Below are 26,093 nucleotides of genomic sequence, written 5' to 3' on the forward strand. Positions count from 1 at the left end.
AGCATGGCCGACCGACTGATGCTGCTCGACACCGCCTCGCTCTACTTTCGCGCGTTCTACGGCGTGCCCGATTCGATCAAGAGAAGTGACGGCACGCCGGTCAACGCGATCCGCGGTTTGCTCGACATGATCGCCCGGCTCACAACAGAGTTCGAGGCCACGCACCTCATCGCGTGCTGGGACGACGACTGGCGCCCCGGGTGGCGGGTCGATCTGCTTCCGAGCTACAAGGCTCAGCGGGTCGCCGAGACCGCCCCGAACGGTTCCGACATCGAAGAGGTGCCGGATGGCCTGACGGCGCAGATCCCGCTCATTCGCGAGGTTCTCGACCTGGCCGGAATTGCCATCGTCGGTGCGCCGGACCACGAAGCCGACGACGTGATCGGAACCTATGCCAGTCGAGCCGATCACGCTGTCGACGTCGTCACCGGAGACCGCGATCTGTTCCAGCTGGTCGATGACGCCCACGACGTGCGGGTGATCTATACGGCGCGCGGCATGAAGAACCTCGAACTCGTCACCGACGAGGTGATCGTGAGCAAGTACCGAGTGCTGCCCAGCCAGTACGTCGACTACGCCACGCTGCGCGGCGACGCCTCCGATGGCCTGCCCGGGGTGGCAGGAGTCGGCGAGAAGACCGCGGCGACGCTGCTCGGCGAATACGGCTCGCTCGAGAACGTGCGCGATGCAGCGACGGATGCCGACAGCGCGTTGAGTGCGTCGGTGCGGTCGAAACTCACGGCGGCGAGCGACTACCTCGACGTGGCACCGATGGTCGTGAGAGTCGCTCGCGACCTCGATCTGCCGACGCCCGCAGACGCGGGCGCGCGTCTGTCTCCCGTCACGGGTGACAAGCGCGCCCAGCTCGAGAGTCTCTCGAAAGAGTGGAATCTGGGCGGCTCGGTCACGCGACTCCTCGCTGCCCTCGACACCTACGCCTGAGGCGTCAGAGTGTGACGACGAACTTCGTCGCCGATGCTCCCCGCCGTAGTGCGTCGAGAGCGGGCTGGATGCTCTCGAGCCCTGATCCGACGACCTCGGCGCGAGGCGTGGCCGCAAAGCTGCCCTCGGCCAGCGCGCGCGGGAGGAACTCGCCCCACAGCATCGGGCCGACCTCGTTGTTCATCAGCGAGCTTCCCCAGACGAATCGGGCGCGAATGCCGTGGCGAAGGCAGCGCAGCTGGAGCAGTCCCATGCGAGAAGCCATCGCCGCGCCGAAGCGCGCGAGAGAGAACCAGGCTCGGGGGCGCCGTGGGAGAGTGCTCATCGAGACTGACGGACTGGCGAGGGTCACGCGCGTGCATCCAGATGCCGCGGCGATGGCCACGGACGGTTCTGCGGATCCCGTTCCGATGGCGAACACTCCCGCGAGCCGCCGGCCCTTCAGCAATGACACGATCTCGCGCACGGCCGACGGGCTGCGGTAGTCGATGACCTGCTGAGCGCCGAGCGCACGCATCCGGTCGTGGTTCTGCGGCGAGGCAGTGGCCAGCACCGAGTAGCCGGCCGCGACGGCGAGTTGGATCGCGTTGCTGCCGACGCTCGTCGATCCGCCCCACACGACGACCCACTCGTCGTGGTCATGCGTCCCGGGGTGTGCCGTGGGATGCCGCAGGCCCAGCTGATCGGCCTGAAACAGGGCGGATGCGGCCGTCGAGACCGCGAGGGGCAGCACGACGGCGTTCTCGAATGGCAGGTCGTCGGGAATCGGCGACGCCAGGTCGGCGCGCACGACCGAGAACAGCTGGAAGCCGCCCTCTGCGGCGTGGTTGCGGTTCTTCTCCATGCCCACGGCGTAGGCGATCACCCGATCGCCCACCGCGATGCCGGTGACACCCGGGCCGACCTCGACGACCTCTCCCGCCACGTCTTCGCCCAGGATCGCGGGGTGCGGAAGCCACGAGTACATGAGGCCGCCGGTCGACTGCTTGACCTCGTCGAGCGGGTTGACGGCCACGACACGATTGCGGATGACCAGTTCTCCGGCAGAAGCCGGAGTGTAGGGCGCATCGCCGACGGTCAGATCGGCGTAGGGAGCGGAGAGCCAGGCGGCTGAATTGGTGGGCATGGGGACGACCTCGCGATTTCGATAAGTGATGACATTCAGTGACATCACCATACACGCGATGGCAGAGCGTGTCATCACCTACACTGGGTACATGGCTCGATGGCAACCGGATGCGCGTGAGCGGCTCGAGCGCGCCGCGTTCGATTTGTTCGTCGAGCAGGGTTTCGCCTCGACGACCGTGCCCCAGATAGCGGCCCGGGCTGGCCTGTCGACCCGAACGTTCTTTCGCCACTTCGCAGACAAGCGCGACGCCCTCTTCGCCGACGAGCACGCGGTGCCCGATCAGGCGGGCCGGATCGTCGCCGAGGCGCCGGATGGAATCACGCCGCTGCAGATCGTCGCGAGTGGCTTCGACGCCGTGGCCGCTGCGCAGTTCTCTCGTGAGAAGAGCTACTACATCGCACGCCACCAGATCATCCAGTCCGACGACGGCTTGCGTGAAAGGCAGCTGCACACCCAGGCCGCGCTGGTCGAGGCTCTTCGGAGTGGATTCGTGCAGCGTGGGAGCGATCCGGTCGATGCGCTCCTGGCGGCGCATCTCACGGCCACCGTCTTCAGCGTCTCGATCGGTCGTTGGTTGAGTGCAGAGAGCACGGAGCCGCTCGCCACTCTGCTTCGCGACACATTCGATCGGATGCTGCGCACCGCAGCGTCGTGAGCTCGTTCACTCCGACGCCGGATGTCCACCTATTCGTCGGGAGAGCTCCCGTGCGTACCGCCTCGTCTGCTCGGCCAACTCATTCCAGTCGGCGGGGTCTCGGGATGCTCGGTCGAACGTCACCGCTATCGCCGCGGCCGGCCATCCCGCATGGTCGATGACCGAGACAGCGATCGACGCGATGCCGGGAGTGATCGTCTCGTCTTCGATCGCGAAACCCCGGGCACGGGTCTCGGTCAGCACACGCCGCAACTGCGCGTAGCTGCGCGGGCCGCGCACATCGCCGCGCCTGGCGAAAGCCTTCTCGTCGGGAAAGAGTGCCCGCACCTGGGCCGCCGGCATAGAGGCGAGCATGGCGAGGCCGCTCGCCGTGAGATGCGCGGGCAGGCGCACGCCCACGTCGCTGACGAGGGCTGGGCGTCGGGGAGCGCGTTCCTCGATCAGGTAGAGCACGTCGCGCCCGTGCGGCACGGCAAGGTGCGCGCTCTCGGCGATCCGATCGACGAGCAGCGCCAGCACAGGGTGTCCCAGTCTGGCCAAGGGCTCCTGTCTGGCGAAGCCCGAGCCCAGCTCGAACGCCGCGATCCCGAGTCCGTAACGCCGGGTCTCGGCGACATGCAGAACGAATCCGGCATCCACCAGCACGCCCAGCAGCTTGTAGACCGACGAGCGGGGGAGTGACAGGTTCGACGCCAGAGTCGCTGCGGGAACGGGCCTGCTCTGCGCGGCCAGGTAGCTGAGAATGCGCAGCGTGGCGCTGGCGGCGGGAACTCCCGGCTCGATGGTCATACTCAACTGTCTCGTATATGAGACAGTTTTGCTCGATTAGGTCCTCGCGCGAAGGGTCGCCTGCGGTCGACTTGCCTCATGACCACACAGCTTCTGACAGAACAGCCGATCTCGACCGTCGTGCGAGTGGGCACCGGGGCAATCGGTATCGAAGACGTCGTGGCCGTGGCCCGCCGCGGCGCCCATGTTGAGATCGTCGACGATGCCCGAGCCGCCGTCGATGCGAGTCGCGCCATCATCGACGCCCTGGCCGTCGACGTCGCACCGCACTACGGAATCTCGACAGGCTTCGGCGCACTCGCCTCGACGTTCATCGCCGGCGAGCAACGCGCGCAACTGCAGCGCAGCCTCGTTCGATCCCACGCGGCTGGCTCCGGCCCGGAGGTGGAGCGCGAGGTGATTCGGAGTCTGATGCTGCTGCGCATCTCGACGCTGCTCACGGGGCGCACCGGAATCCGTCTCGCGACCGTCGAGAGCTACGTCGCGATGCTGAACGCCGGCATCACTCCGATCGTGCGCGAGTACGGCTCGCTCGGCTGCTCCGGCGATCTGGCGCCCCTCGCGCACTGTGCTCTCGCGTTGATGGGGGAGGGCGAGGTACGCGATGCCCGGGGTGTGGCGATGTCCGCCGCCGATGCCCTCGACGCGGCGGGGATCGAGCCCGTTGTGCTCGCCGAGAAGGAGGGACTCGCGCTGATCAACGGCACAGACGGAATGCTCGGTCAGTTGAGCCTCGCCATCGACGATCTGAGGATGCTGCTGACCAGCGCGGACATCGCCGCGGCGATGAGCGTCGAGGCGCTGCTCGGCACCGATGCGGTGTTCGCCGCCGATCTGCAGGCCTTGAGGCCGCAACATGGTCAGGCGTTGTCGGCGTCGAATCTGCGCGCAATGCTCGCCGGCTCGCCCATCGTCGAGAGTCACCGGCCCTCGACGCACACGGTCGTGCAGGACGCCTACTCGTTGCGATGCTCACCCCAGGTGCACGGCGCTGCCCGTGACACGGTCGACCATGCCGCCCTGGTGGCCGGTCGAGAGCTCGCCTCGGCCGTCGACAACCCGGTCGTCACCGTCGACGGTCGTGTCGAGTCGAACGGCAACTTCCACGGGGCGCCCGTGGCCTACGTGCTCGACTTTCTCGCCATCGTCGTCGCCGACGTGGCGAGCATGTCGGAGCGCCGTACCGACCGCATGCTCGATCCGGCTCGAAGCCACGGACTGCCCGCGTTCCTCGCCCACGACGCGGGAGTCGACAGCGGACTCATGATCGCGCAGTACACGGCGGCGGGCATCGTCTCCGAGCTGAAACGCCTCGCGGTGCCCTCATCGGTGGATTCGATACCCTCGTCGGCGATGCAGGAGGACCACGTCTCGATGGGCTGGGCGGGTGCACGTAAGCTGCGCACCGCGATCGACGGGCTGAGCCGCGTTGTCGCCATCGAGGTCATGACGGCGTCGCGAGCGCTCGATCTGCGCGCGCCGCTGGTGCCCGGCGCGGGCTCCGCTGCCGTGCTCGACCTTGTGCGCAGCGAGGTCGAGGGCCCGGGGCCGGATCGCTTTCTGTCGCCCGAGATCGAGGCCGTCGCATCCTTCGTTCGACGCGGCGCCGTGCGTGATGCGGCCGAGTCGCGGCTCGGCCCGTTGAACTGAGCCGGCGCTCTACTGCACGGCCGCCGTGAGGCGGGCGACCGTATCGAGAGCCTGCGCCACGGCCGGGCGGGAGATCCACTGCTCGAGCGTGATCTCGCGAGACTTCTCGCGGTAGCCGTCTTCGATATCGCGCAGCTGCTCGACGAACGAGGCACTGCGCACCATCAGAGAGACCTCGAAGTTGAGACTGAACGAGCGCATGTCCATATTGCTCGAGCCCACGACGGCAACGTCGTTGTCGACAGTGAAGTGCTTCGAGTGCAGCACGGTCGGCTCCTGATACAGGAAGATGCGCACGCCTGAGCGCAGAAGAGTCTCGTAGTAGGAACGCTGAGCGTGGTACACCACGTACTGATCCGCCACGGCGCAGGCGAAGAGCTGCACGTCGACGCCCCGTTCGGCGGCGGTGGTGATGGCGTAGAGCATCGAATCGTCGGGCACGAAATAGGGGCTCGCGATGATCAGGCGCTCCTGTGCGCCATAGACGAGGGCATTGAAGAGACGCAGGTTGTTCTCTCCGTCGAATCCCGGACCACTCGGGACCACCTGGCACTCGATGCTGTCGGGTGAGACCGATGGCAGTGCGCGTGAATCGTCGGTCTCGACGATGTCGCCCGTCTCGCTGTACCAGTCGGTCACGAACAGCGCGTCCAGACCCAGTGCGGCCGGGCCTTCGAGTCGCACCATCAGGTCTTTCCACTTGAGGCCACGCCGGATGTTGCCGCGCTTGTTGTAGCTGGCGTCGATCATGTTCTGCGATCCCGTGAACGCGATGTGGCCGTCGACGACCACGATCTTGCGGTGATTCCGCAGATCCGGTCGACGCCAGTTTCCCTGCCAGGGGCGGAACGGCAGCATCTCCTCGAACGGGATGCCGCTCTCGCGAAGCCACGCGCGCGTCGAGCGTCCGCGCGGATTGCGCATGGTGGCCCAGTGGTCGTAGAGCACTCGCACGGTGACACCGCGCTCGTGCGCCGATTTCAAGGCATCGAAGAAGGCGCTGGTCGTGTCGTCGCGCCCGAGAATATAGAACTCGACGTGCACGTACTGGGTGGCGGATGCGACGGCGTCGGTCATCGCCCGGATCGACGCCTCGTAGTCGGGCAGCAGGGTGGCCGTGTTGCCTGCGATGAGGGGCATCGCGCCCAGTGTGCGGTTGAGGTGCACCAGCGATCCGAACCAGGCGGGCTCGGTGATCGTTGTCTCGGCGCTATCGAACGGGCCGGCTGCGTCGAGGATGAACGCGTTGACCTCACGCTGTTTGTCTCGTCGATCTTTCGGTAGGCGTGAGCTGCCGAGCAGCACGTAGAGGAGGCTGCCGGGGATGGGGGAGATGAAGATCGCCAGGAGCCAGGCCATGGCCGAACTCGGTCGTCGATTGCGAGGAACCGTGACGACGGCGCCGATGCGGATCAGGATGTCGACCACCAGGATGATGGTCGGAAACACCTTGAGGATCGAGCGCCAGGTCGTTCTGGCCATCAGGCGGCCGGCAGGGTACGGAGCAGACGCTCGGTCGCGGTGACCATGTGTGTGCGCATCGCCGCGGCGGCGGCCTCGGGATCGCGCGAGAGCAGGGCCTTGTGCACGGCGGCGTGCTCGTCGTAGGCCTGCTCGGCGTCACCCGAATCGTGCAGCCCGCGCTCGACCCAGATGCGCAGCAGTGATCGTATGCTCTGCAGCAGAGTCACCAGCACCGAGTTGTCGACACCTCGTGCGATCTCGAGGTGGAACTTGAGATCGGCCTCGATGAAGCGGGTGTTGTTGTCTCCCGCCTCTTTCATGGCGGCGAGGTGCTGGCCCAGGCGTTTCAATGCATCATCGGGCATGCGTTGCGCGGCGAGCTGCGTGGCGAAGACCTCGAGAGCTCCCCGCACCTCGATCAGCTCACGGGTGCGGGGCTCTCCGAGCATGAGTCCCCAGCTGAGCGTCTCGGGAAGCAGCTCCGAGGCCGAGCCACGAAGATAGGTGCCGCTGCCGGGGCGCACGTCGACGATGCCCAGGATTTCGAGGGCGGCCAATGCCTCGCGCACGGCAGATCTGCCAATTCCCAGTGCGGTTGCCAGCTGTCGCTCGGGCGGGAGCCGGGCACCGGGCGCGATGTCGCCGCCCATGAACAGATCGAGCAGGCGCTTGGCCACCGCCGAGACGGCTGTGCCGCTGGCGACAGAACTCAACGACGCGCTGATCTCATCTGTTGCGGGTCGATCGGGAAATGCGGGCACAGGCCCAGATTAGCAATGTGTCGGCGCGGGGTTTGGGTGGGGGAACCTCGCCGACACGACAAAGCCCCGCCGCCCGACCCTGATGGGCGAGGTGACGGGGCGCTGTCGTGCGTTACTAGGCGGTGGGCGCCTCGGCATGCTTCGGGCCAGCGGCTCCATGGGCTTCGGCCGGCTGCTTGCGCTGCAGAGACGCGCCCTCGACGTCGACATCGGGCAGGATACGGTCGAGCCACTTCGGCAGCCACCAGGCCGACTTGCCGAGCAGATGCATCACAGCCGGGATGATCAGGAGCCGCACGATGAAGGCGTCGACCAGCACACCGAGGGCGAGGCCGAGGCCGATCGACTGGATCATGACCGAGTTGGAGAAGACGAAGCCTCCGAACACGCTGATCATGATGAGCGCGGCGGCAATCACGACCGTGCGCCCGGCGTGAACGCCACGCTGAACCGCCAGTCTGGCCGGTGTGCCGTGCGCATACGACTCGCGCATGCCGCTCACCAGGAACAGCTGATAGTCCATCGCGAGCCCGAACAACACCCCGACCACGAGGATCGGAAGGAAGCTGAGGATCGGCCCCGGATCGTGCACCCCGAAGACGGGTCCCAGCCACCCCCACTGGAAGACGGCGGTGATGCCGCCGAACGCCGCGAACAGAGACAGCACGAATCCTGCCGTCGCCGTGATCGGCACGAGAATCGATCTGAACACGAGAATCAGGATGATAAGCGAGAGTCCCACAACGACCGTCAGGTAGAGCGGAAGGGCATCGGCGAGCTTCTCGCTCACGTCGATGTTGCCCGAGGCGTTGCCGGCGACGCCGAGCTCTGCCACGCCGTCGATGGTGAGACCGCGAAGGTCTCGCACCAGCTGCTCGGTGGACTCGCTGGTGGGCCCCTCTTTCGGAATCACCTGGAACGCCAGCAGCAGGTCGTCGTCGCTGGCACCGATCGGCGCCACGGCGACGACGTCGTTCTCTGCCTTCAGCAGGGTGCCGATGCGCACCTGCTCGCTCACGAGGTCGTCGTCTGTGATCGCCTTGTCGAGATCGGCCACGACGATCAGCGGTCCGTTGACGCCGGCGCCGAACTTGTCGTCGATCAGTTTGTAGGCCTTGTACGCGCTGGAGTCGACCGGTTCGGAGGAGCCGGCGGGCAGGCCGAGACGCATCGAGAGCGCGGGCAGTGCCACAACGAGCAGCACGGCGATTCCGGCCACGACGGTGATCGCGGCACGCAGGGTGTTCATCGGCTTGTTCGGAACCCGAGCCTGGTGATCGCTGTGGCCGACCTTGGCGCGGGCCTTCTTGTTGAGGATGCGCATGCCGGCCAGCCGCAGGAAGGCGGGAGTCAGGGTGATCGCGATCAGGATGGCGACGAAGACGCAGACCGCGCCGACGGTGCCCATGAGTCCCAGGAAGGGGATTCCTGTGAGATTGAGAGCGAGCAAAGCGATCAGCACGGTCGAGCCCGCGAAGACCACGGCGTTGCCGGAGGTTCCATTGGCCAGGCCGATGGATTCCTGCACTTCGAGGCCCGAGCGCAATTGGGTTCGGTGCCGGTTGAGGATGAACAGCGAGTAGTCGATTCCGACCGCCAGACCCAGCATCACGCCCAGCACGGGCGTGATCGAGAGCATGGTGACGGTGCCCGACAGTGCGAGCGATACAAGCACGCCCACGCCCACGCCGATGATCGCGTTGATCAGCGGCAGGCTCGCGCCGATCAGCGTGCCCAGCATCACGAACAGCACGATGCCGGCGAAGATGACACCGGCGATCTCGCCCGGGCCGAGAACCTCGGGGATGGTGGCCGCGATGTCGTTGGACACCTCGACGGAGACGCCGTCGATCTTGGCGTCGTTCATCGTGTCGACTACGGCCTCTTTTGCCTCGGACGGAACGAGGTTGAGCGACTTGTCGAACTGCACGGTGCCGACCGCGGTGGTGCCGTCTGATGAGACCTGCCGAATATTGGCCGACAGATCGAGAAGCTGCGAGCCGTCTTCGAGCGTCTTGCTCTGCTTCTCGAGATCGGCCCGGTTCGAGTCGAGCGTCGCCTGCTGCGATGCGATCTGGGCGTTGCCGGCATCGATCTGAGCCTGCTGCGCGTCGAGCTGCGCCTTAGCGGCGTCGAGCTGGCCGGCCGCCTCGGCCTGAGCACGTGCGGCGTCGAGCTGCTGCTGCCCTGTCGCCGCCTGTGCCTTGGCGGCGTCGAGCTGCTGCTGGCCCGTGTCGAGCTGCGCCGTGCCGGCGGTGATCTTCTGACGCCCATCGACGACCTGCTGAGCGGAGCCGTCGATCTTCGCCTGTGTGTCGAAGGGGTTCGTCGTCGCCTTGACGTCTTTGAGCTTGGTCGCGTCGCTCAGAAGCGTGCCGATCGCCGTCTTCTGCGCATCGGTGAACGCCGAGTCGTCGGTCGTCGTGAAGACGACCGTTCCCCGCCCACCGCTGGCGGCGGGGAACTTCTCCGAGAGTTCGTCGCTCACCTTCTGTGTCGCGGTTCCCGGGATGCTCACGGCCGAGGTGAGCGTGCCCCCGAATATCGCGAAGGCAGCGCCGGCCAGGCCGAGGATCACCACCCACGCAACGATGACGAGCCACGCTCGTCGTGCGGAGAACCGACCGAGTCGGTAGAGAAGGGATGCCATGTTTCTCAGCTTCTTTCTGAAATGAGCGGGTGACGGGGGCGGGGTCTCACGTCGCATCGTTGGGAAGAGAGAGGGGATCGGGTGACGGAACTCAGCTCGGCGTGGAGAAGCCGTCGCCCACGATTCGAATCAAGCGGTCGAGCAGACTGTCCCAGAGGCGTCGGGAACTCTCATCGAGAGTTCCCCCTGACTGGACCATCCAGTGTCGAGCGACCACGGCGATGCCATTCATCAGTGTGCTCACCAGGATCGCGACCTCGAACTCGTCGACTCCACTGCGCCGAGTGAGTTCGTCTGTGAGATCTTCGGATGACCGCATGAACACGCTGTCTGCGTTCTGCTTGCGCGCGTCGTCGCCGTCGAGAAGTCCGAAGAAATACAAGACGAGGCTGGGCAGATCCATAGCCCGGATCGCCGCGGTGATTTCGTCGAAGAGATGCACGCGGCTGCCGTGGCTCGATGGCGTGACGCCGGCGACGGCCAGAAATTCATCGACTGCACGGTTGAGCGTGCGCGTGCAGGTGGTCATGATCACGTCGTCGAGCGACGAGAAGTGGTTGAAGACGGTGCGCCGGGCTATGTCGGCGCGATCGGCGAGTTCGTCGACACTGAATCGAGCCCTGCCTCTGTCGAGGATCAGCGCGTCTGCCGCGTCGAGAATCGCCTCACGGTGTCGCGCCTTCAACTCGGCGCGGCGATCCATCGCGGTCGGTTCGGTACTCACGGTCGTTACACTACGTGCAACGACGCACTCAGTGCAACGGGATGCGTATGGTTGCGTCGAACTCTCAGCAAGCTCCCGTGACGGGGCGCGCTTGCATGGAGCATTGATCAGGCGATATGGTTGCCAAATTGGTCAACCGGTTGTTAGCAGGAGTGTTCTGCTGAGAAAGCGGCCTAGCCGAAATTGACATGACAAAGGAGTTATCAATGACAACGGCCAGCGCCGAGACGCCCGTCTCCGCAATCGAGAAGTCGACGATCAAGAAGGTCGCATGGCGACTCGTTCCCTTCGTCGCTTTTATGTTCTTCATCAATTACCTCGACCGATCCGCCATCGGATTCGCTGCGCCGAACGGCATGAACGACGACCTCGCACTCACGGTGACCCAGGTCGGCTTCGCCTCGGGAGTCTTCTTCATCGGCTACATCCTGCTCGAGGTGCCCTCCAACCTCGCGCTCGCCCGCTTCGGAGCGCGCCGCTGGCTGTCTCGCATCATGGTCACCTGGGGAATCGTCGCGGTTCTCTTCACCTGGGTCGGCAACTTCGAGCAACTGGCCATCCTGCGCTTCGTTCTGGGTGTGGCCGAGGCCGGATTCTTCCCCGGAGCCATCCTGTTCCTCAGCCTGTGGGTGCCCGCACGGCACCGCGGCAAGATCCTCGCACTCTTCTATTTAGCTCAGCCCCTCACCACGGTGATCGGTGCACCCCTGGCCGGCCTGCTCATCGGCGCGCACGGGCTCTTCGGGCTCGAGGGGTGGCGAGTGATGTTCCTCGGTGTCGGATTCCCCGCGATCATCGTCGGTGTCATCGCCTGGTTCTACCTGAAAGACAAGCCCAGCGACGCGAAGTGGCTCACAAAAGAAGAGCAGGTCTGGCTCACCGAAGAGCTCGCCGCTGAGAAGACCAAGACCGAGTCTCTCAATGCGATCACCGGTGGCAAGCAGCGCGGCGGCTTCATGCAGGCCTTCACGAGCGGACGCGTCTGGGTGCTCGCCTTCATCTACTTCGGATTCATCTACGGCCTCTACACGCTGGCCTTCTTCCTGCCGACGATCATCAACGGATTCCAGGAGCTCTACGGCACCGAGTACAACGTCTTCGAGAAGGGCCTCATCACGGCGGTTCCCTACATTCCCGCGGCGATCGCCCTGTGGCTGTGGACAAGAGACGTCTCGAAGCGCGGACTCAAGACGTGGCACATCGCGGGCCCGGCAGTCGTGGGCGCCCTCACCATTCCTCTGGCCCTGTTCGCCGGATCTCCTGTTGCGACGATCGCGGTGATCGCGATCACGGCCATGGCCATCTTCGCTGTGCTCCCCAACTTCTGGACGCTGCCCACCCAGTTCCTCACCGGCGTCGCGGCGGCGGCGGGTGTCGCGCTGATAAACACCGTCGGTAACCTCGCCGGATTCGGCGCGCCGTACATCACGGGTGCCGTGGCCGACATGACAAAGGACTCCGCGGGAGAACCGCAGTACTTCCTTCCGATGGCGATCGTGGGCTTCTTCCTGCTGCTCTCCGCGGTGCTGATGGTCGTGCTCTCGCATCGGGGCAAGAAGGACGGTTCCTTCAACCCCGATGCGAAAGCGCCGGCGATCGTCCACTGACCGTCGTGTCGATCCCGAAAACCTCAGGAGTTCTCAGATGACCCGCCTCTTCAACGATCCGACAGAATTCGCCGACGAGATGATCGACGGTTTCGTTTCCGCCAATGCCCAGCAGGTTCGTCGTGTCGCCGGCGGTGTGGTGCGCAGCACTCGCACCCCTGACGGCACCGTCGCACTCGTCATCGGCGGCGGGTCTGGTCACTACCCGGCTTTCGGCGGCATCGTCGGGCAGGGCCTCGCTCACGGCGCGGCCATGGGCAATCTGTTCGCGTCGCCGTCGGCTCAGCAGGTCGAGTCGGTGGCGACCGCCGCGAATCGCGGGGGAGGCGTGCTGCTCAGCTATGGCAACTATGCCGGTGATGTGCTGCACTTCACCCAGGCCGAGCAGAAACTGAACGCGGCGGGCATCCCGACGCGCACTGTTGTCGTCACCGACGACATCTCGTCTGCTCCTGTTGCAGAGAAGCACAAGAGACGCGGCATCGCCGGCGACTTCACCGTCTTCAAGGCGGCGGCTGCCGCCGCGGAAGAGGGCTACACGCTCGACGAGGTCGTGCGAGTCGCTGAGCTCGCGAACGAACGCACGCGCTCTGTCGGAGTCGCCTTCTCCGGGTGCACACTGCCCGGCGCCGACGAGCCCCTCTTCTCTGTTCCCGAGGGTCGTATGGCCGTCGGCATGGGAATCCATGGCGAACCGGGAATCGACGAGACCGATGTGCCGACGGCCGACGAACTCGCGAGCCTTCTCGTCGACTCGCTCCTCGCCGAGCTGCCAGACGGCATCCACTCGCCCGAAGGGCATCGCGTCGGCGTGATCCTCAACGGCTTGGGATCGGTGAAGTACGAGGAGCTGTTCGTGGTCTATCGCCACGTCGCCGCCCTGCTTCAGAACGCGGGCCTCGAGGTCGTCGACCCCGAGGTCGGCGAACTGGTCACGAGCTTCGACATGGCCGGAGTCTCGCTCACGCTCTTCTGGCTCGACGACGAACTCGAACGCTTCTGGCGGGCCCCGGCCGACACTCCGGCCTACCGCAAGGGATCCGTGGGCGCGGTGCAGCAGCTCGACCCGAGCGAGGTGCAGGAGGCCGAGGCGGTCGTGATTCCCGAGGCCGATGAGGCGTCGCAGCACGCCGCTGCTGTCGTTCTTCGAGCGATCGATGCGATCGCGACGGTCGTGGATGACAACGCCGACGAACTCGGCCGCATCGACGCGGTCGCCGGCGACGGTGATCACGGCATCGGGATGCAGCGGGGTGCGCGAGCGGCGCGCGTCGCTGCGTCAGAGGCGCTTGCGCTGGGCGCGGGCGCGAAGACTCTTCTCGAGATGTCTGCGAGCGCGTGGGCGAACAAGGCCGGCGGCACATCGGGCGCTCTCTGGGGTGTCGCGCTGTCGGCGGTGGGCGAGGCGCTCGGAGACGAGGATGCGCCTTCCGCAGCCGCGGTATCGGCGGGAATCACGGGAGCCGTCGACGGCATCATGTCGTTCGGCAAGGCCGAGGTCGGTGACAAGACGATGGTCGACGCACTCGTGCCCTTCCGCGACACTCTCGCCCGAGAGGTCGACGGGGGAGCCGCCCTGGCGGATGCTTGGAAGAGGGCGGCCGACGCAGCGACGCAGGCTGCGGCGGCGACGGCCGATCTGCTACCGCGCATGGGCCGAGCTCGCCCACACGCGGAGAAGAGTCTCGGCACGGTAGACGCAGGCGCCTACTCGTTCGGCCTCATCGTGCAAGCCATCGCCGCCACACTCGTCGGCAAGACCGTCTAGCTGAACTCACTGAAGGAGAGAAATGACTGACAAGCTCCGCATCGTCATCGGGTGCGATGACGCAGGATTCGATTACAAGGAGATCCTGAAGAAGGATCTCGAGGCGAGCGATCTCGTCGAGAGCGTCACCGACATCGGTGTCGATTCGGCCGGACACACCGCCTACCCCAAGATCGGCGTCGCTGCGGGTGAGCTGGTCGCTGCCGGCGAGGCAGACCGCGCACTCCTCTTCTGCGGAACGGGGATCGGCGTCGCTATGGCGGCCGGCAAGGTGGCGGGAATCCGCGCATCCGTCGCCCACGACAGTTTCTCGGTCGAGCGACTGATTCTGAGCAACAACGCCCAGGTGCTCACCATGGGCCAGCGCGTCATCGGAATCGAGCTCGCCCGCCGCCTCGTGCGCGAGTGGCTGACGTACCGCTTCGATGAATCGAGCGCCAGCGCCGAGAAGGTCGCGGTTCTCTCGGAGTACGAGGCAACGGGCTCCTGCTGATGACCACCCCCACCCTCGTCGGCGTCAGCCTGAAGATGTACTTCGGGCACGCGCAGACGCTCGACTGGATCGCGAAGGTCGGTGATCTCGCGCGCCGACACCCCGCCGTGCAGAACGGCTCTGTCGAGGTCTTCGTCATTCCCGGATTCGTGTCGCTCGCCGCCAGCGTCGACGTACTCGACGACACACCCGTGGTCGTCGGCGCACAAGACCTGGCGGCGGCCGATGCGGGCGCTTTCACCGGCGAGGTCAGCGGGGTCGAGCTGTTCGAGGTCGGCGCACGGATGGTCGAAGTGGGCCATGCAGAGCGCCGCGCGCTCTTCGGCGAGACAGACGAGGTGGTGGCGGCAAAGACGTCGGCAGCGCTGCGCAATGGCCTCGCTCCGGTGCTGTGCGTCGGCGAGAAGACGCGTACCTCTCCCGAGGACGCCGCCGCGGAGTGCCTGCGCCAGCTCGACTCGGCGCTCGACGGTGCTCCCGCGGGCCGCGTGATCGTCGCCTACGAGCCGGTCTGGGCGATAGGCGCTGCCGAGCCGGCCGAACCGGCATACGTCCGTGCCGTCTGCGCCCGCCTGCGCACCGCCGTGGCCGACCGCCCCGACAGCGCCGTCATCTACGGCGGCAGCGCTGGCCCAGGCCTGCTCGTGGAGCTCGGTGACGACGTCGACGGCATCTTCCTCGGCAGGTTCGCCCACGACACGGATGCGTTGGGGCGCGTTCTCGACGAAGCGGCGGCCCGGCGATGATCGGCCTCGGTTCGTACGCCTTCTTCTGGCAGCATTCGGAGCTGGCGGCTCAGCGCCTCGACGCATTCGACATGATTCGCCGCACGGCCGAGCTGAACGTCGAACTCTTTCAGTTCTGCGACTACGCGCCGATCGAAGACCTGGGCGACGACGACCTCGCGCGGCTCGCCGACCTCGCACGTGAGAACGGCATCACGCTCGAACTCGGCACGAAAGGTGTCCAAGCCGAGCATCTCGAGAAGTATCTCGATCTTGCGGCCGTGCTCGGAGCATCCGTCGTGCGCAGCATGCTGTACTCACCGACCTCGCGGCCCACACTGACCGAGGCCGATGCGCAGCTGCGCCAGGCCCTTGTCGCATACGGGGACGCGGGCGTCGACCTTGCCCTCGAGACCTACGAGCAGGTCTCGTCGACCGAACTCGTGTCTCTGGTCGAAAGCATCGGTCATTCCCGACTCGGAATATGCCTCGACCCGGCCAACAGCGTGGCGTCGCTCGAGAACCCGCGCGACGTGATCGACCGCACGGCGCCCTACGTCAAGAACATCCACGTCAAGGACTTCGCCTTCACCCGCCGCGGCGGCTGGGTGGGGTTCACCCTCGAGGGCGCGCCCCTGGGCACGGGCCTCCTCGACTACGACTACCTGCTCGAGACCGTTCGTCCGAACGAGCGCGGCATCAACCAGGTGATCGAACACTGGCTTCCCCTGGCCGACACCATCGACGAGACGGTTCGGCTCGAGAACGACTGGAACGACCACAACCTCGCATATCTAAGGAGCAAGAATGTCTACTGACAACCTCACCATCGCCGTCATCGGCGCCGGCGGCAAGATGGGCATGCGTGTGTCCAACAACCTCGTCAAGACCGACTACACCGTCTACTACAGCGAAGTCTCGCCCGCGGGCCAAGAGCGCGTCACCGCGACCGGCCGGGTTCTCACCGACACTCCCGCGGCTGTGAAGGATGCCGATGTCGTCGTGCTCGCCGTGCCCGATCTCGCCCTCAAGGCGGTCTCGGCCGATGTCGTTCCGCAGATGAAGAGCGGAGCGGTCGTTCTGACACTCGACCCGGCCGCTGCGTACGCCGGACTGCTGACGCGTCGCGACGACGTCATCGAAGCCGTCACCCACCCGTGCCACCCGTCGATCTTCGTCGAGCGTCACACGCCAGAGGAGTACGCCGACACTTTCGGCGGAATCGCTGCACTGCAGGATGCGATCGCCGCGATCGAGAGTGACGACGAGACGAAGAAGGCCCAGGTCGAGCAGGTCGTGCGTGCAATCTTCGCCCCGGTCGGCGACGTGCACTGGACGACGGTCAAGCAGCTCGCCCAGCTGGAGCCCACACTGGTCGAGACCATCGCGTGCATGATCGGCGCGCTGCTCAAGGAGTCGCTCGACGAGGCCGTCAACACGATGGGTGTTCCCGAGCCTGCCGCGCGCGCGATCCTTCTCGGCCACACGCAGGTCGCCCTGGCGAACACGCTCAAGGGTGACAACCCCTTCAGCGACGCCTGCCTCATCGCGATGGACTACGGCCGCGGCGCCATCATCAAGGAGGACTGGAAGAAGGTCTTCTCCGACGAGGAACTCGACAAGAACCTCGCCAAGATGCTGCACCTCGACAAGATCGAGCGCTAGCCAGCAGTGAACGGGCGACGACTCCTTTCGGGGTCGTCGCCCGTTTCTCTTTGTTAGGCTTGCCTAACTTGCTGTCGAAGTTAGGTCGTTTCGTGTCTGTATCCGCTCCCGCTCCCTCGCCCACCCCCGGCGCCCGCAGGCCTCGTGCGCAGATCGCGCTCACCGTTTTGCGCTCCGAGGAGCTGACGCCGCACCTCGTTCGCGTCGTTCTCGGCGGCCCGGGTTTCGACGAGTTCGAGAGCAATGACAAGACCGACAAGTACGTCAAGATCTTGTTCACCGACTCCGACGGGCACGACGTGACCCGCACTTATACGGTGCGCGAGGTGAATGCCGCCGAGAAATCGATCTCGATCGATTTCGTCGTGCACGGCGACGAGGGTCTCGCCGGCCCATGGGCGGCTGCCGCCAAGTCGGGCGACACGGCGATCATCTCCGGCCCGGGCGGAGGCTACGCGCCAGACGCGTCGGCCGACTGGCATCTGCTCGTCGGCGACGAGTCGGCCCTTCCCGCTATCGCGTCGGCGTTGGATACTCTTCCTGCGACCGCGCGGGGAGTCGCCTTCATCGAGACCTACTCCGACGCCGATGTTCTCGACCTGCACGCGCCCGCGGGCGTCGACGTTCGCTGGCTGCTGCGCGGCCAGCGCCGCGCGGGGGAGGCGACGCTCCTCGCCGAAGCCGTGTCGCAGCATCCCTGGGACGAAGGACGCGTTCACGTCTTCGCCCACGGGGAGCGCGGCGCCATGAAGCAGCTGCGTGACGTGTTCAAGCAACGCGGAGTCACGCGCGCGCAACTCTCGCTGTCGGGCTACTGGGCTTTCGGCCGCACAGAAGACAGGTTCCAGGCAGAGAAGCGCGAGCCTGTGGGGGTGATCGAGCCCGTCTCTGATTGACAGTGCGTGACGATCGGCACACGGGCGTGCAGAATGAACTCATGACCCACGCCTCGCGCCGACCGCGATTCGCCCTTCTTGCGCTGACGGTGGTGCTGGGCCTCACAGCCTGTGTTGCCGCACCGGCTCCCGCGCCGACCGTCACGGTCACGCAGAGCGCTCCCGCCGTCACGGTGACGCCGACACCCACGCCGACTCCCACACCCACGCCGACTCCTGCCGCCGAGCCTGAGCCGGCGCCCGTGCCGTCGCCGCCTGCGCCGCCTGTGCCGCCGAACGCCATGGGTGGGCAGACCGACGGAGGAAACACCGCGACGACGCCGCTGGTCAGCGATTCGGGATCGCAACCGTTCGCCACAGGCTCCGTCATTGCTCTCAGCGACTACGAGTTCAGCTACACGGTGGCCAACCAAGACCAGGTGCTTGCCATCGCGTCGCGGTTCAATCTTCAGGTCGACGACGTGGTCAGGGTGAACTTCCGTTGTTCGGATTACCTCGAGGTGCAGCCCGGTGACGTGCTCGATATTCGCTGGCCTCTCGACTCGGAGCAGGTCGGCGGCTGCTGACGCGAGCGGTGCGATGGCGTCTCGCTGATCCGCCGTCGAGTCGACCGCCTCATCGGGTTGGTCGAGTAGGCCGCCCGCCCTCATCGCGTTGGTCGAGTAGGCCGCCCGCCCTCATCGCGCTGGTCGAGTAGGCCGCCCGCCCTCATCGCGTTGGTCGAGTAGGCCGCCCGCCTCATCGCGCTGGTCGAGTAGGCCGCCCGCGGCCGTATCGAGACCACCCGCCAACCGCTGCTGTCTACTCCTCCACAGGACCCTTGTTTCACCATCTATCCACAGGCGAATCACCTGATGAGCAATAGAATGCGTGATTTGGGTCGGTGTCGGTGGCTGCTGTTTGACTTCTCGTATGACAGTCCCCATCCCTTCCCTTGAGCCCGACCCGTATGTGGTCGCACTCGAGGAGGTCGCCGCCCTCGATCAGCAGATAGCAGTGCTGTCTGCGGCCAGGGCCGAACGCGTCACCGACGCGAGAAACCACCTGCACCGGCAAGCACCGTCCGACAGGTCCACCGGTGGTCCCGTGTGGTCGAGAGCCCGGGTCGAACGGGTCGAGCTCGTCACCGAACTCGCCAGGCTCACCCGCCGCACCGAATACAAGACGGCGACCCTCGTCGACACGAGTACTGCCCTGGTCACCTCGCTTCCAGCCACCCTGGCAGCCGTCGCCGCCGGGGTCGTGTCATGGGAGCATGCCGAGGTCATCGCCAAACACGCCGACGGTCTCGACGGTCAGGCGCTGGTCGCCTACGACACCCGGCTCGCCGCGCTGGCCGGGGAGGTGAATCCGAAGCAACTCGACCGCACAGCACGAGCACAGGTCGAACTATCTCAACCCTCCACGGCAGTCGAACGAGCAGAGAAAGCAGCGGCGACCCGGCGTATCTATGTTGATCCGGCAGCGGATGGCATGGCGTACCTGACCCTGTTCGCGCCGGCACCCGAGATCCACGCCATCACCGACCGTGCCACCCGCCTGGCCGCAGGGCTTCGGGCTTCGGGTGATCCGCGGAGTATGGGTCATCTGAAGCTCGATGTCCTCACCGATCTGCTGCTCAACGGCGAAACGTCGATTCCTGGTGCGAACCGCGGGATCCGGGGACGGGTTCATGTGATGGTCCCCGCGATGACACTGCTCGGGGTTGGGCAGGAAGCGGCGATCCTTCGCGGGTATGGGCCGATCGACCCGGCCACCGCCGCACAGTTGACCGCGGAGGCGACGTCGTGGAGGCGAATTCTCACCGACCCGATCACGGGCCGCATCCTGACCACCGAGCCCCGCGACTACCGGCCCACCGCACAGATGATCGACCACGCCCGGTTGGTGCACCCGACATGCGTGTTCCCGGGCTGCACCGTCCCATCGGAACAGGCCGACATCGACCACACCGAAGACCACGCCTACGGCGGCAACACGATTCCCGAGAACCTCGCACCCCTCAGCCAGCGCCACCACAAGGTGAAACACCACACGAGGTGGCAGATCACCCAAAACGGAGACGACACCCTGACGGCCACGTCACCCGCCGGCTACCAATACACCATCCGGCCGGAAGGCAGGATGCAACCCGCACCACAAGCGCTTATCAACGCGACTGCAACTGTGGCGACGACAGAGACGGAGAACGATCTCGCCGACTGCCCCTTCTAGCTCTCATGGCTGTCGCTGAGACAAGGTGAAGCGGGCCGATTAGTGCTGCAGCGGAGCGATATTGCGGGAGTGGTCTCGCGCGCAATCACGCGATCTTGCGACAACACAGCGACGCGACGCGTCACCGATTCTCGCGAGAGAGGTTGAGCATCTCGCCCGTGAAGGCTTGCGCGTCTTCCGGGTTGGGAGAGCGCCTCGGGTTGAGGTAGAACAGATCGTCGAGGGCGATGCCGAAGCGCTCGGCCACTGCAGCGAGAGTGTCACCCTGCGCGACCGTGTAGGCGATCGGCTTGTTATCGCTGTCGAGGCTCACGGTGCCCATGGCTCCCGTCGTCGCGCCCGAGTCCGCGACGGAGAGGCCAGGGCGCAGGTCAGGAGTGTCCCACGTCAGTGTCGCGTGCGAGACGATCGGAATGGGGCAGGACTTGTCTACTGCGCCGCCCGACGCTGCGCGGGTTACGACTACTTCTCGAATGAAAGAGAGGTCGCCCTGCCCAATGCCGTCGCTGCCGCCGATCGGAAAGACCAGTTGGGCCGCGGGGTCGTGGCCCGCATCCGCCTGCCCGAGCCCGAAGCGCCAGTCGGAGTCGAGACAACGTTCCTCAGGCGACAGCGCATCGGCGGTGAGCGTGAATTGCACGGCGGCGGAGTCTGACACGACGAGGTCGTCGACCACGAGTTCGAAGATGCCCGCGTCGTTCACCCGGACGACAACCGAGCCCATCACATCTCCCGAGCCGACGAAGCTGCCGGATGCCGCAGTCGTCCCGGGTGCGAGCACGGGGCGTGCGTCGTCCGCAGCGGAGCCGTTCTGGGAGCCACTCGCCGACGGGCCCGGCGTGGGCGCGCCCGCGTCTGCCGAGCATCCGGCCAGAAGCAGAATGCCGAGCGCCATGGCCAGAGGCCCCAATCCTCGCGTCATAGCGCAAGTATGCCGTGCGCAGCAGTTCCCCGCTGCCGGTATCGTTGAGGCGACGCAAACCGCACCGCGGCCGACGACGGACGCCGTGCCGCAGCCAGAAACCGGAGCAGAGCATTGACCGATTCCCACCTGGCCATCGTGATCCTGGCGGCAGGCCAGGGCACGCGCATGAAGTCCACCACTCCCAAACTGCTGCACACCCTCGCGGGTATCCCCATCGTGAGCCACGTGCTCGCGACGGCGCGTGAGATGGATGCCGCGTACACGGTCGCCGTCGTGCGTCACGAACGCGACCAGCTCGCCGAGGTCATCGACGAGCAGCTACCCGGAGGCATGATCGTCGATCAAGACGAGATCCCGGGAACGGGGCGCGCGGTCGAACAGGCCGTCGCGGCACTTCCGGCCGACTTCACCGGCGAGGTTCTCGTCGTCAACGGCGACGTGCCCCTGCTCGATGCGGCCACGCTCACCGCGCTCATCGAATCGCACCGCGCCGGCGCATCGTCCGCCACGCTCCTCTCGGCGTTCCTCGACGACGCCACGGGCTACGGGCGTATCGTGCGCGATGCCGACGGCCGGCTCGAGCGTATCGTCGAGCACCGCGACGCGTCCGAATCCGAACTCGCGATCGCCGAGATCAACGCGGGCGTCTACCTGTTCGGCCTCTCTGAACTGCGTGACACGCTCGCCTCGCTCAACACGCAGAACTCGCAGGGAGAGAAGTACCTGACCGATGTGGTCGGCCTGCTGCGCGAGGCGGGTTCCGAGGTCGCTGCCGTTCCCGTCTCCGAGCCCTGGCTCGTCGAGGGCATCAACGACCGAGCTCAGCTCAGCGTCGCGGCCGCCAAGCTCAACGCGTTGATCGTGCGCGGATGGCAGCTCGCGGGCGTCACCGTGCACGACCCCGCTACAACCTGGATCGATCTCAAGGCAACTATCGCCAATGATGTCGAGATTCTCCCCGGAACGCAGATCCGCGGCGCGACGGTTATCGCGACCGGCGCCACGATCGGTCCCGACACGACGCTCGTCGACTGCGAGATCGGCGAGGGCGCCGAAGTCAAAAGAACGGATGCGACCCTGTCGGTCATCGGTTCCGGTGCCAGCGTCGGCCCCTTCGCGTATCTGCGCCCCAACACGATCCTCGAGGCCGGAGGCAAGATCGGCACGTTCGTCGAGACGAAGAACTCCACGATCGGAGCGGGCAGCAAGGTGCCGCACCTCTCGTACATCGGCGACACCACGGTCGGGGTCGCATCCAACGTCGGAGCCGGCACCATCACGGCCAACTACGACGGCGTCAACAAGAACAAGACGATCGTGGGTTCGCACGTGCGCACCGGATCGCACAACGTGTTCGTCGCCCCCGTTAGAATTGGCGACGGAGCTTATACGGGCGCCGGAACGGTCGTCCGCAAGGACGTGCCCGCCGGAGCCCTGGCTATCAACGTCGCTCCGCAGCGAAACCTCGAAGGCTGGGTCGCAACCAACCGACCGGGAACCGCCGCGGCGACCGCCGCTGAAGACCATGCATCTGAACAACGCGCGCCTGAACAGAGTGGAGACTAATTTGTCGGACATCACCTCCACCGGGGAGAAGCGCCTTCTGGTCGCATCCGGTCGCGCACACCCGCAGCTGGCCATCGATGTCGCGGCGGCGCTCGGTACCGATCTGCTCCCCACCGATGCCCGCACGTTCGCCAACGGCGAGCTCTACGTGCGTTACGACGACAGCGTCCGGGGCGCCGACGTCTTCGTCATCCAGTCTCACAGCGCACCGATCAACGAGTGGCTCATGGAGCAGCTCATCATGGTCGACGCCCTGAAGCGTGCGTCGGCCAAACGCATCACCGTGGTCGCGCCGTTTTATCCGTATGCACGCCAAGACAAGAAGGGCCGTGGACGCGAACCGATCTCGGCCCGCCTGGTCGCAGACCTCTTCAAGGCCGCCGGCGCAGACCGGATCATGTCGGTCGACCTGCACGCCGCACAGATCCAGGGCTTCTTCGACGGCCCCGTAGACCACCTGTTCGCGATGCCGGTGCTTCTCGCGCACATGCGCACCGCTCTCGACCCGTCGATGCTCACCGTCGTGTCTCCTGACATGGGCCGCGTGCGTGTGGCCGACATCTGGAGCGACAAGCTCGGTGTGCCGCTCGCCATCATCCACAAGCGTCGCGACCCCCTCGTTCCCAACCAGGTTTCGGTGCACGAGATCGTGGGAGATGTCAGCGGTCGGGTCTGCCTGCTGGTCGACGACCTGATCGATACCGGTCGGACGATCGTCGCGGCATCCGAAGCGCTGAAGAAGGCGGGTGCCCTGAGCGTCGTCGTCGCGGCCACCCACGCTGTGTTCTCCGACCCGGCCTCCGAGATTCTTCAGTCCGACTTCATCGATTCGGTGGTGGTCACCGACACGTTGCCGCTGCCGGTCGAGAAGCGATTCGACAAGCTCACGATCCTGCCGATCGCACCGCTCATCGCGCGGGCCATCCACGAGGTCTTCGAAGACGGCTCCGTGACGAGCATGTTCGACGGGGATGCCTGATCACTTTTCGAGCGTAGGCTCGTAGGCATGGACTACATTCCCGCCGCCGGCACCATCACCATGTTCTCCACCACCTGGTGCGGCTACTGCTCACGGCTCAAGACTCAGCTCGACAAGCAGGGCATCGGCTACACCGAGGTCAACATCGAAGAGGTCGACGGAACCGCCGAGCTGGTCGCGTCGCTGAACGGCGGAAACCAGACTGTTCCGACCGTGATCTTCCCCGACGGCACGAGCGCCACCAATCCCTCAGCCCGCGAGGTCGTCACGCGCCTGGGCTAGCGAGTCTGGGCTAGCTAGGCTCGCCGGGCTCAGGTCTGGTGGGAATCGAGGGGAAGAGTCCGAGCGGTGCGACATTGCGGTCGCCGCCGTAGGCACCCACGGTGTAGCACTGCCATCCGAGACCTCCGTCTCCGAAGAGTTCGAAGTGCGCTGACGAGCCTTGCGTCGACGGATCTTGGTAGGGGGCGATGATCGCGCAGGCGCGCTCTGCCGTGGCGTGGCTGAAGCTCGCCGTGGTGAGGATTCCTGGCAGCACGAGACAGATGAGTCCGACGACCACGACGATGCGCATCGCGCGGCGCATGCGCACACTTCGAAGGGAACGCTCGCCGTGTGGAACGTAGCCCGAGAGCTCTGGTTCGTCTGAGTATGAGGACATCTGCGCTCTAGTCTCTCATCCGGTGCATTGAGCTGCGGATCCGGGTTGTAAACACTTCATTACCGCACTGATTCCGTCGCCATCGGTGAGTTATGCTCTGGATATCGGAGGACACCAGAAGTGACAATTCATGCAGACATCGTCTTCGAGAACGGCTCTGTCTTCGATGGCAGTCGACTGCTCCCCACATCGACGCGGGTAGCGATCTCGGGCACGAGCATCATCGCAGTGGGTTCGGATGTAGACGGTGTGGTCGGCGTCGGCACCCGCAGGGTCGACCTCGAGGGCGGCCTCCTTCTACCCGGCTTCACCGACGCCCATATCCACCCCATCGAGGGTGGTCTCGAGCGCATGCGCTGTGACCTGTCCCCGGCGTCGACGCGAGACGAATACCTCTCCATCATCCGTGCATACGCCGAGGCCAATCCCGACCTGCCTTGGATTCTGGGCGGGGGATGGCAGCTCGCGGCGTTCCCCGGGGGCGTGCCGCAGGCATCCGATCTCGATGCCGTCGTCGGCGCACGGCCTGTATTCCTCGCGAACCGTGACCACCACGGCGCCTGGGTGTCGACTCGGGCTCTCGAGCTCGCAGGGATCGACAGGAACACCCCAGACCCGGTGGACGGCCGTATCGAGAGGAACGCCGACGGTTCACCGAGTGGAGTGCTGCAGGAGGGCGCCCGGCTGCTGGTCTCGCGGCTCGTCCCCGATGACACCGACGACGACAATTATTCGGCGCTCCTCGCGGCACAGGGCTATCTGCATTCGGTCGGAGTCACCGGCTGGCAAGACGCCATCGTCGGCGACTACGGAAACCACAGTGACACGGGAGACGTCTATCTGCGTGCGGCGAAGAACGGCGATCTCACAGCCCGTGTCGTGGCCGCCCTGTGGTGGGACCGCAACCGAGGCTCGGAGCAGATTCCCGAACTCGTTGCGCGACGCGAGCAGCTCGCGCACGAACGCTTCGCCGCGTCGAGCATCAAGATCATGCAGGACGGCATTCCCGAGAACCAGACGGCGGCGATGATCGATCCCTATGTCGTGCCCACCGGGTGTCGATGCGGCGCAGGCGGACTCGGGTCGGGGTTGTCCTTCGTCGACCCCGCTGTGCTCGGCGACTACGTTGCTTCTCTCGACGCGCTCGCCTTCCAGATTCACTTTCACGCGATCGGCGATCGCGCGGTGCGCGAGGCTTTGGATGCTTTTGCCGAGGCGCAGAGGCGCAATGGGCCGAGTGCGAACAGGCATCACATCGCCCACGTGCAGGTGGTGCATCCACACGACATCTCCCGTTTCGCCGAGCTCGACGTGACCGCGAATCTGCAGACGCTGTGGGCGAGTTTCGAGCCGCAGATGGTCGAGTTGAACCTGCCGGTGCTGGGAGAAGAGCGGTCGGCGTGGCAATATCCCTTCGCCGATCTGGCGAACGCGGGGTCACGCCTCGCCTCCGGCAGCGACTGGCCTGTGACGACGCCCGACCCCTGGGCGGCGATACATGTCGCGGTCAACCGCACGCTTCCGCCGGGAGATGCCGACTATACCTCGAAGGCTTTCTACCCTGCCCAGTCGCTCACCCTCGAGCAGGCACTCGCGTCGTACACCTCAGGTTCCGCCCGCATCAACGGCCACGACTCGGCCGGCCGCATTGCGGAAGGATTCGATGCCGACCTGGTCGTCGTCGATCGCGACCCCTTCGTCTCGCCGACCGAACTCATCTCAGAGACCCGCACCCGCGAGACCTGGGTGCGGGGCCGTCAGGTCTTCTGATGACACGAATTCGCTCTTACGCTTCTTGACCCCGCATCACCATCATTGACATCACCACAC

Annotated in this window: 24 protein-coding genes; 16 read left to right on the forward strand and 8 right to left on the reverse strand. The window is 65.8% G+C overall.

All coding sequences use genetic code 11. The annotated features are described in order from the left end of the window. The first annotated feature begins 3 nt into the window (after positions 1–3). The gene (locus B9Y86_RS12525) at positions 4–942 is read left to right on the forward strand and encodes a 5'-3' exonuclease (protein WP_085486544.1); all 939 of its coding nucleotides are present in this window, start codon (positions 4–6) and stop codon (positions 940–942) included. Positions 943–946: 4 nt separating this feature from the next. On the opposite strand, the gene B9Y86_RS12530 is transcribed toward B9Y86_RS12525, so the two are convergent. Continuing rightward, the gene (locus tag B9Y86_RS12530) at positions 947–2,068 is read right to left on the reverse strand and encodes a zinc-binding alcohol dehydrogenase family protein (RefSeq protein ID WP_085486546.1); all 1,122 of its coding nucleotides are present in this window, start codon (positions 2,066–2,068) and stop codon (positions 947–949) included. A 91-nt stretch (positions 2,069–2,159) separates the two neighbouring features. On the opposite strand from B9Y86_RS12530, the gene B9Y86_RS12535 reads away from it, so the two are divergent. Beyond that, positions 2,160–2,726 carry a TetR/AcrR family transcriptional regulator gene (locus B9Y86_RS12535; RefSeq protein WP_085486935.1) on the forward strand — a complete coding sequence of 189 codons (567 nt, stop codon included), beginning with the start codon at positions 2,160–2,162 and terminating at the stop codon, positions 2,724–2,726. Positions 2,727–2,732: 6 nt separating this feature from the next. On the opposite strand, the gene B9Y86_RS12540 is transcribed toward B9Y86_RS12535, so the two are convergent. Next, positions 2,733–3,515: an IclR family transcriptional regulator gene (locus B9Y86_RS12540; protein ID WP_085486548.1), complete on the reverse strand. Its 783-nt coding sequence runs from the start codon at positions 3,513–3,515 to the stop codon at positions 2,733–2,735. Between the two features lie 78 nt (positions 3,516–3,593). On the opposite strand from B9Y86_RS12540, the gene hutH reads away from it, so the two are divergent. Then, entirely contained in the window at positions 3,594–5,165 is a 1,572-nt protein-coding gene (gene hutH, locus B9Y86_RS12545; protein WP_085486550.1) for a histidine ammonia-lyase, read from the forward strand. A 9-nt stretch (positions 5,166–5,174) separates the two neighbouring features. On the opposite strand, the gene cls is transcribed toward hutH, so the two are convergent. From cls to B9Y86_RS12565, 4 genes are all read right to left on the reverse strand, one after another. After that, positions 5,175–6,647 carry a cardiolipin synthase gene (gene cls / locus B9Y86_RS12550; protein WP_085486552.1) on the reverse strand — a complete coding sequence of 491 codons (1,473 nt, stop codon included), beginning with the start codon at positions 6,645–6,647 and terminating at the stop codon, positions 5,175–5,177. Continuing rightward, positions 6,647–7,390: a FadR/GntR family transcriptional regulator gene (locus B9Y86_RS12555; protein WP_085486553.1), complete on the reverse strand. Its 744-nt coding sequence runs from the start codon at positions 7,388–7,390 to the stop codon at positions 6,647–6,649. Before B9Y86_RS12555 ends, cls begins: the two co-directional genes overlap by 1 nt. Positions 7,391–7,505: 115 nt before the next feature. Continuing rightward, positions 7,506–10,040 carry an MMPL family transporter gene (locus tag B9Y86_RS12560; RefSeq protein WP_085486554.1) on the reverse strand — a complete coding sequence of 845 codons (2,535 nt, stop codon included), beginning with the start codon at positions 10,038–10,040 and terminating at the stop codon, positions 7,506–7,508. A gap of 91 nt (positions 10,041–10,131) precedes the next feature. After that, on the reverse strand, positions 10,132–10,764 hold the full coding sequence (locus tag B9Y86_RS12565; RefSeq protein ID WP_139824884.1) for a TetR/AcrR family transcriptional regulator: 633 nt from the start codon (positions 10,762–10,764) through the stop codon (positions 10,132–10,134). Positions 10,765–10,970: 206 nt separating this feature from the next. On the opposite strand from B9Y86_RS12565, the gene B9Y86_RS12570 reads away from it, so the two are divergent. The 9 genes from B9Y86_RS12570 (at position 10,971) to B9Y86_RS12615 (ending at position 20,132) form a co-directional block, all read left to right on the forward strand. Beyond that, a complete protein-coding gene (locus B9Y86_RS12570; RefSeq protein WP_085486558.1) occupies positions 10,971–12,371 on the forward strand; it encodes an MFS transporter in 1,401 nt (466 codons plus the stop codon). Between the two features lie 37 nt (positions 12,372–12,408). Continuing rightward, positions 12,409–14,139, forward strand: a complete 1,731-nt coding sequence (locus B9Y86_RS12575; RefSeq protein WP_085486560.1) for a dihydroxyacetone kinase family protein — start codon at positions 12,409–12,411, stop codon at positions 14,137–14,139. A gap of 22 nt (positions 14,140–14,161) precedes the next feature. Continuing rightward, positions 14,162–14,632, forward strand: coding sequence for a ribose-5-phosphate isomerase (locus tag B9Y86_RS12580; RefSeq protein ID WP_085486562.1), 471 nt, complete (start codon positions 14,162–14,164; stop codon positions 14,630–14,632). After that, positions 14,632–15,378, forward strand: a complete 747-nt coding sequence (locus B9Y86_RS12585) for a triose-phosphate isomerase family protein (protein WP_085486564.1) — start codon at positions 14,632–14,634, stop codon at positions 15,376–15,378. Before B9Y86_RS12580 ends, B9Y86_RS12585 begins: the two co-directional genes overlap by 1 nt. Then, on the forward strand, positions 15,375–16,175 hold the full coding sequence (locus tag B9Y86_RS12590; protein WP_085486566.1) for a sugar phosphate isomerase/epimerase family protein: 801 nt from the start codon (positions 15,375–15,377) through the stop codon (positions 16,173–16,175). Before B9Y86_RS12585 ends, B9Y86_RS12590 begins: the two co-directional genes overlap by 4 nt. After that, a complete protein-coding gene (locus tag B9Y86_RS12595; RefSeq protein ID WP_085486568.1) occupies positions 16,165–17,022 on the forward strand; it encodes a phosphogluconate dehydrogenase C-terminal domain-containing protein in 858 nt (285 codons plus the stop codon). The genes B9Y86_RS12590 and B9Y86_RS12595 overlap by 11 nt, the downstream gene beginning before the upstream one ends. Positions 17,023–17,114: 92 nt before the next feature. Beyond that, positions 17,115–17,918, forward strand: a complete 804-nt coding sequence (locus B9Y86_RS12600; RefSeq protein WP_085486570.1) for a siderophore-interacting protein — start codon at positions 17,115–17,117, stop codon at positions 17,916–17,918. Positions 17,919–17,959: 41 nt separating this feature from the next. Beyond that, positions 17,960–18,484 carry a hypothetical protein gene (locus tag B9Y86_RS17575; RefSeq protein ID WP_176223353.1) on the forward strand — a complete coding sequence of 175 codons (525 nt, stop codon included), beginning with the start codon at positions 17,960–17,962 and terminating at the stop codon, positions 18,482–18,484. 346 nt (positions 18,485–18,830) lie between these two features. Continuing rightward, positions 18,831–20,132 (forward strand): HNH endonuclease signature motif containing protein, encoded by a 1,302-nt coding sequence (locus B9Y86_RS12615; RefSeq protein WP_085486577.1) that lies wholly within the window; start codon positions 18,831–18,833, stop codon positions 20,130–20,132. 121 nt (positions 20,133–20,253) lie between these two features. Here B9Y86_RS12615 and B9Y86_RS12620 read toward each other — a convergent pair whose 3' ends face one another. Then, on the reverse strand, positions 20,254–21,054 hold the full coding sequence (locus tag B9Y86_RS12620) for a LysM peptidoglycan-binding domain-containing protein (protein ID WP_139824885.1): 801 nt from the start codon (positions 21,052–21,054) through the stop codon (positions 20,254–20,256). A 114-nt stretch (positions 21,055–21,168) separates the two neighbouring features. On the opposite strand from B9Y86_RS12620, the gene glmU reads away from it, so the two are divergent. Genes glmU through B9Y86_RS12635 form a run of 3 tightly spaced genes read left to right on the forward strand, consistent with a single transcriptional unit; the run spans position 21,169 to position 23,884 of the window. Beyond that, a complete protein-coding gene (glmU, locus tag B9Y86_RS12625; protein WP_085486581.1) occupies positions 21,169–22,623 on the forward strand; it encodes a bifunctional UDP-N-acetylglucosamine diphosphorylase/glucosamine-1-phosphate N-acetyltransferase GlmU in 1,455 nt (484 codons plus the stop codon). Position 22,624: 1 nt separating this feature from the next. Then, positions 22,625–23,602: a ribose-phosphate diphosphokinase gene (locus B9Y86_RS12630; RefSeq protein ID WP_085486583.1), complete on the forward strand. Its 978-nt coding sequence runs from the start codon at positions 22,625–22,627 to the stop codon at positions 23,600–23,602. A 27-nt stretch (positions 23,603–23,629) separates the two neighbouring features. Continuing rightward, positions 23,630–23,884, forward strand: coding sequence for a mycoredoxin (locus tag B9Y86_RS12635; RefSeq protein ID WP_085486585.1), 255 nt, complete (start codon positions 23,630–23,632; stop codon positions 23,882–23,884). Positions 23,885–23,894: 10 nt separating this feature from the next. Here the strand turns inward: B9Y86_RS12635 and B9Y86_RS12640 are convergent, their stop codons facing one another. Continuing rightward, positions 23,895–24,263: a hypothetical protein gene (locus tag B9Y86_RS12640; RefSeq protein ID WP_085486587.1), complete on the reverse strand. Its 369-nt coding sequence runs from the start codon at positions 24,261–24,263 to the stop codon at positions 23,895–23,897. A gap of 120 nt (positions 24,264–24,383) precedes the next feature. On the opposite strand from B9Y86_RS12640, the gene B9Y86_RS12645 reads away from it, so the two are divergent. After that, positions 24,384–26,033, forward strand: a complete 1,650-nt coding sequence (locus tag B9Y86_RS12645; RefSeq protein ID WP_085486589.1) for an amidohydrolase — start codon at positions 24,384–24,386, stop codon at positions 26,031–26,033. Positions 26,034–26,093 lie beyond the last annotated feature (60 nt).

It is taken from the genome of Agreia pratensis (genome assembly GCF_900177685.1).
GTDB lineage: Bacteria > Actinomycetota > Actinomycetes > Actinomycetales > Microbacteriaceae > Agreia > Agreia pratensis.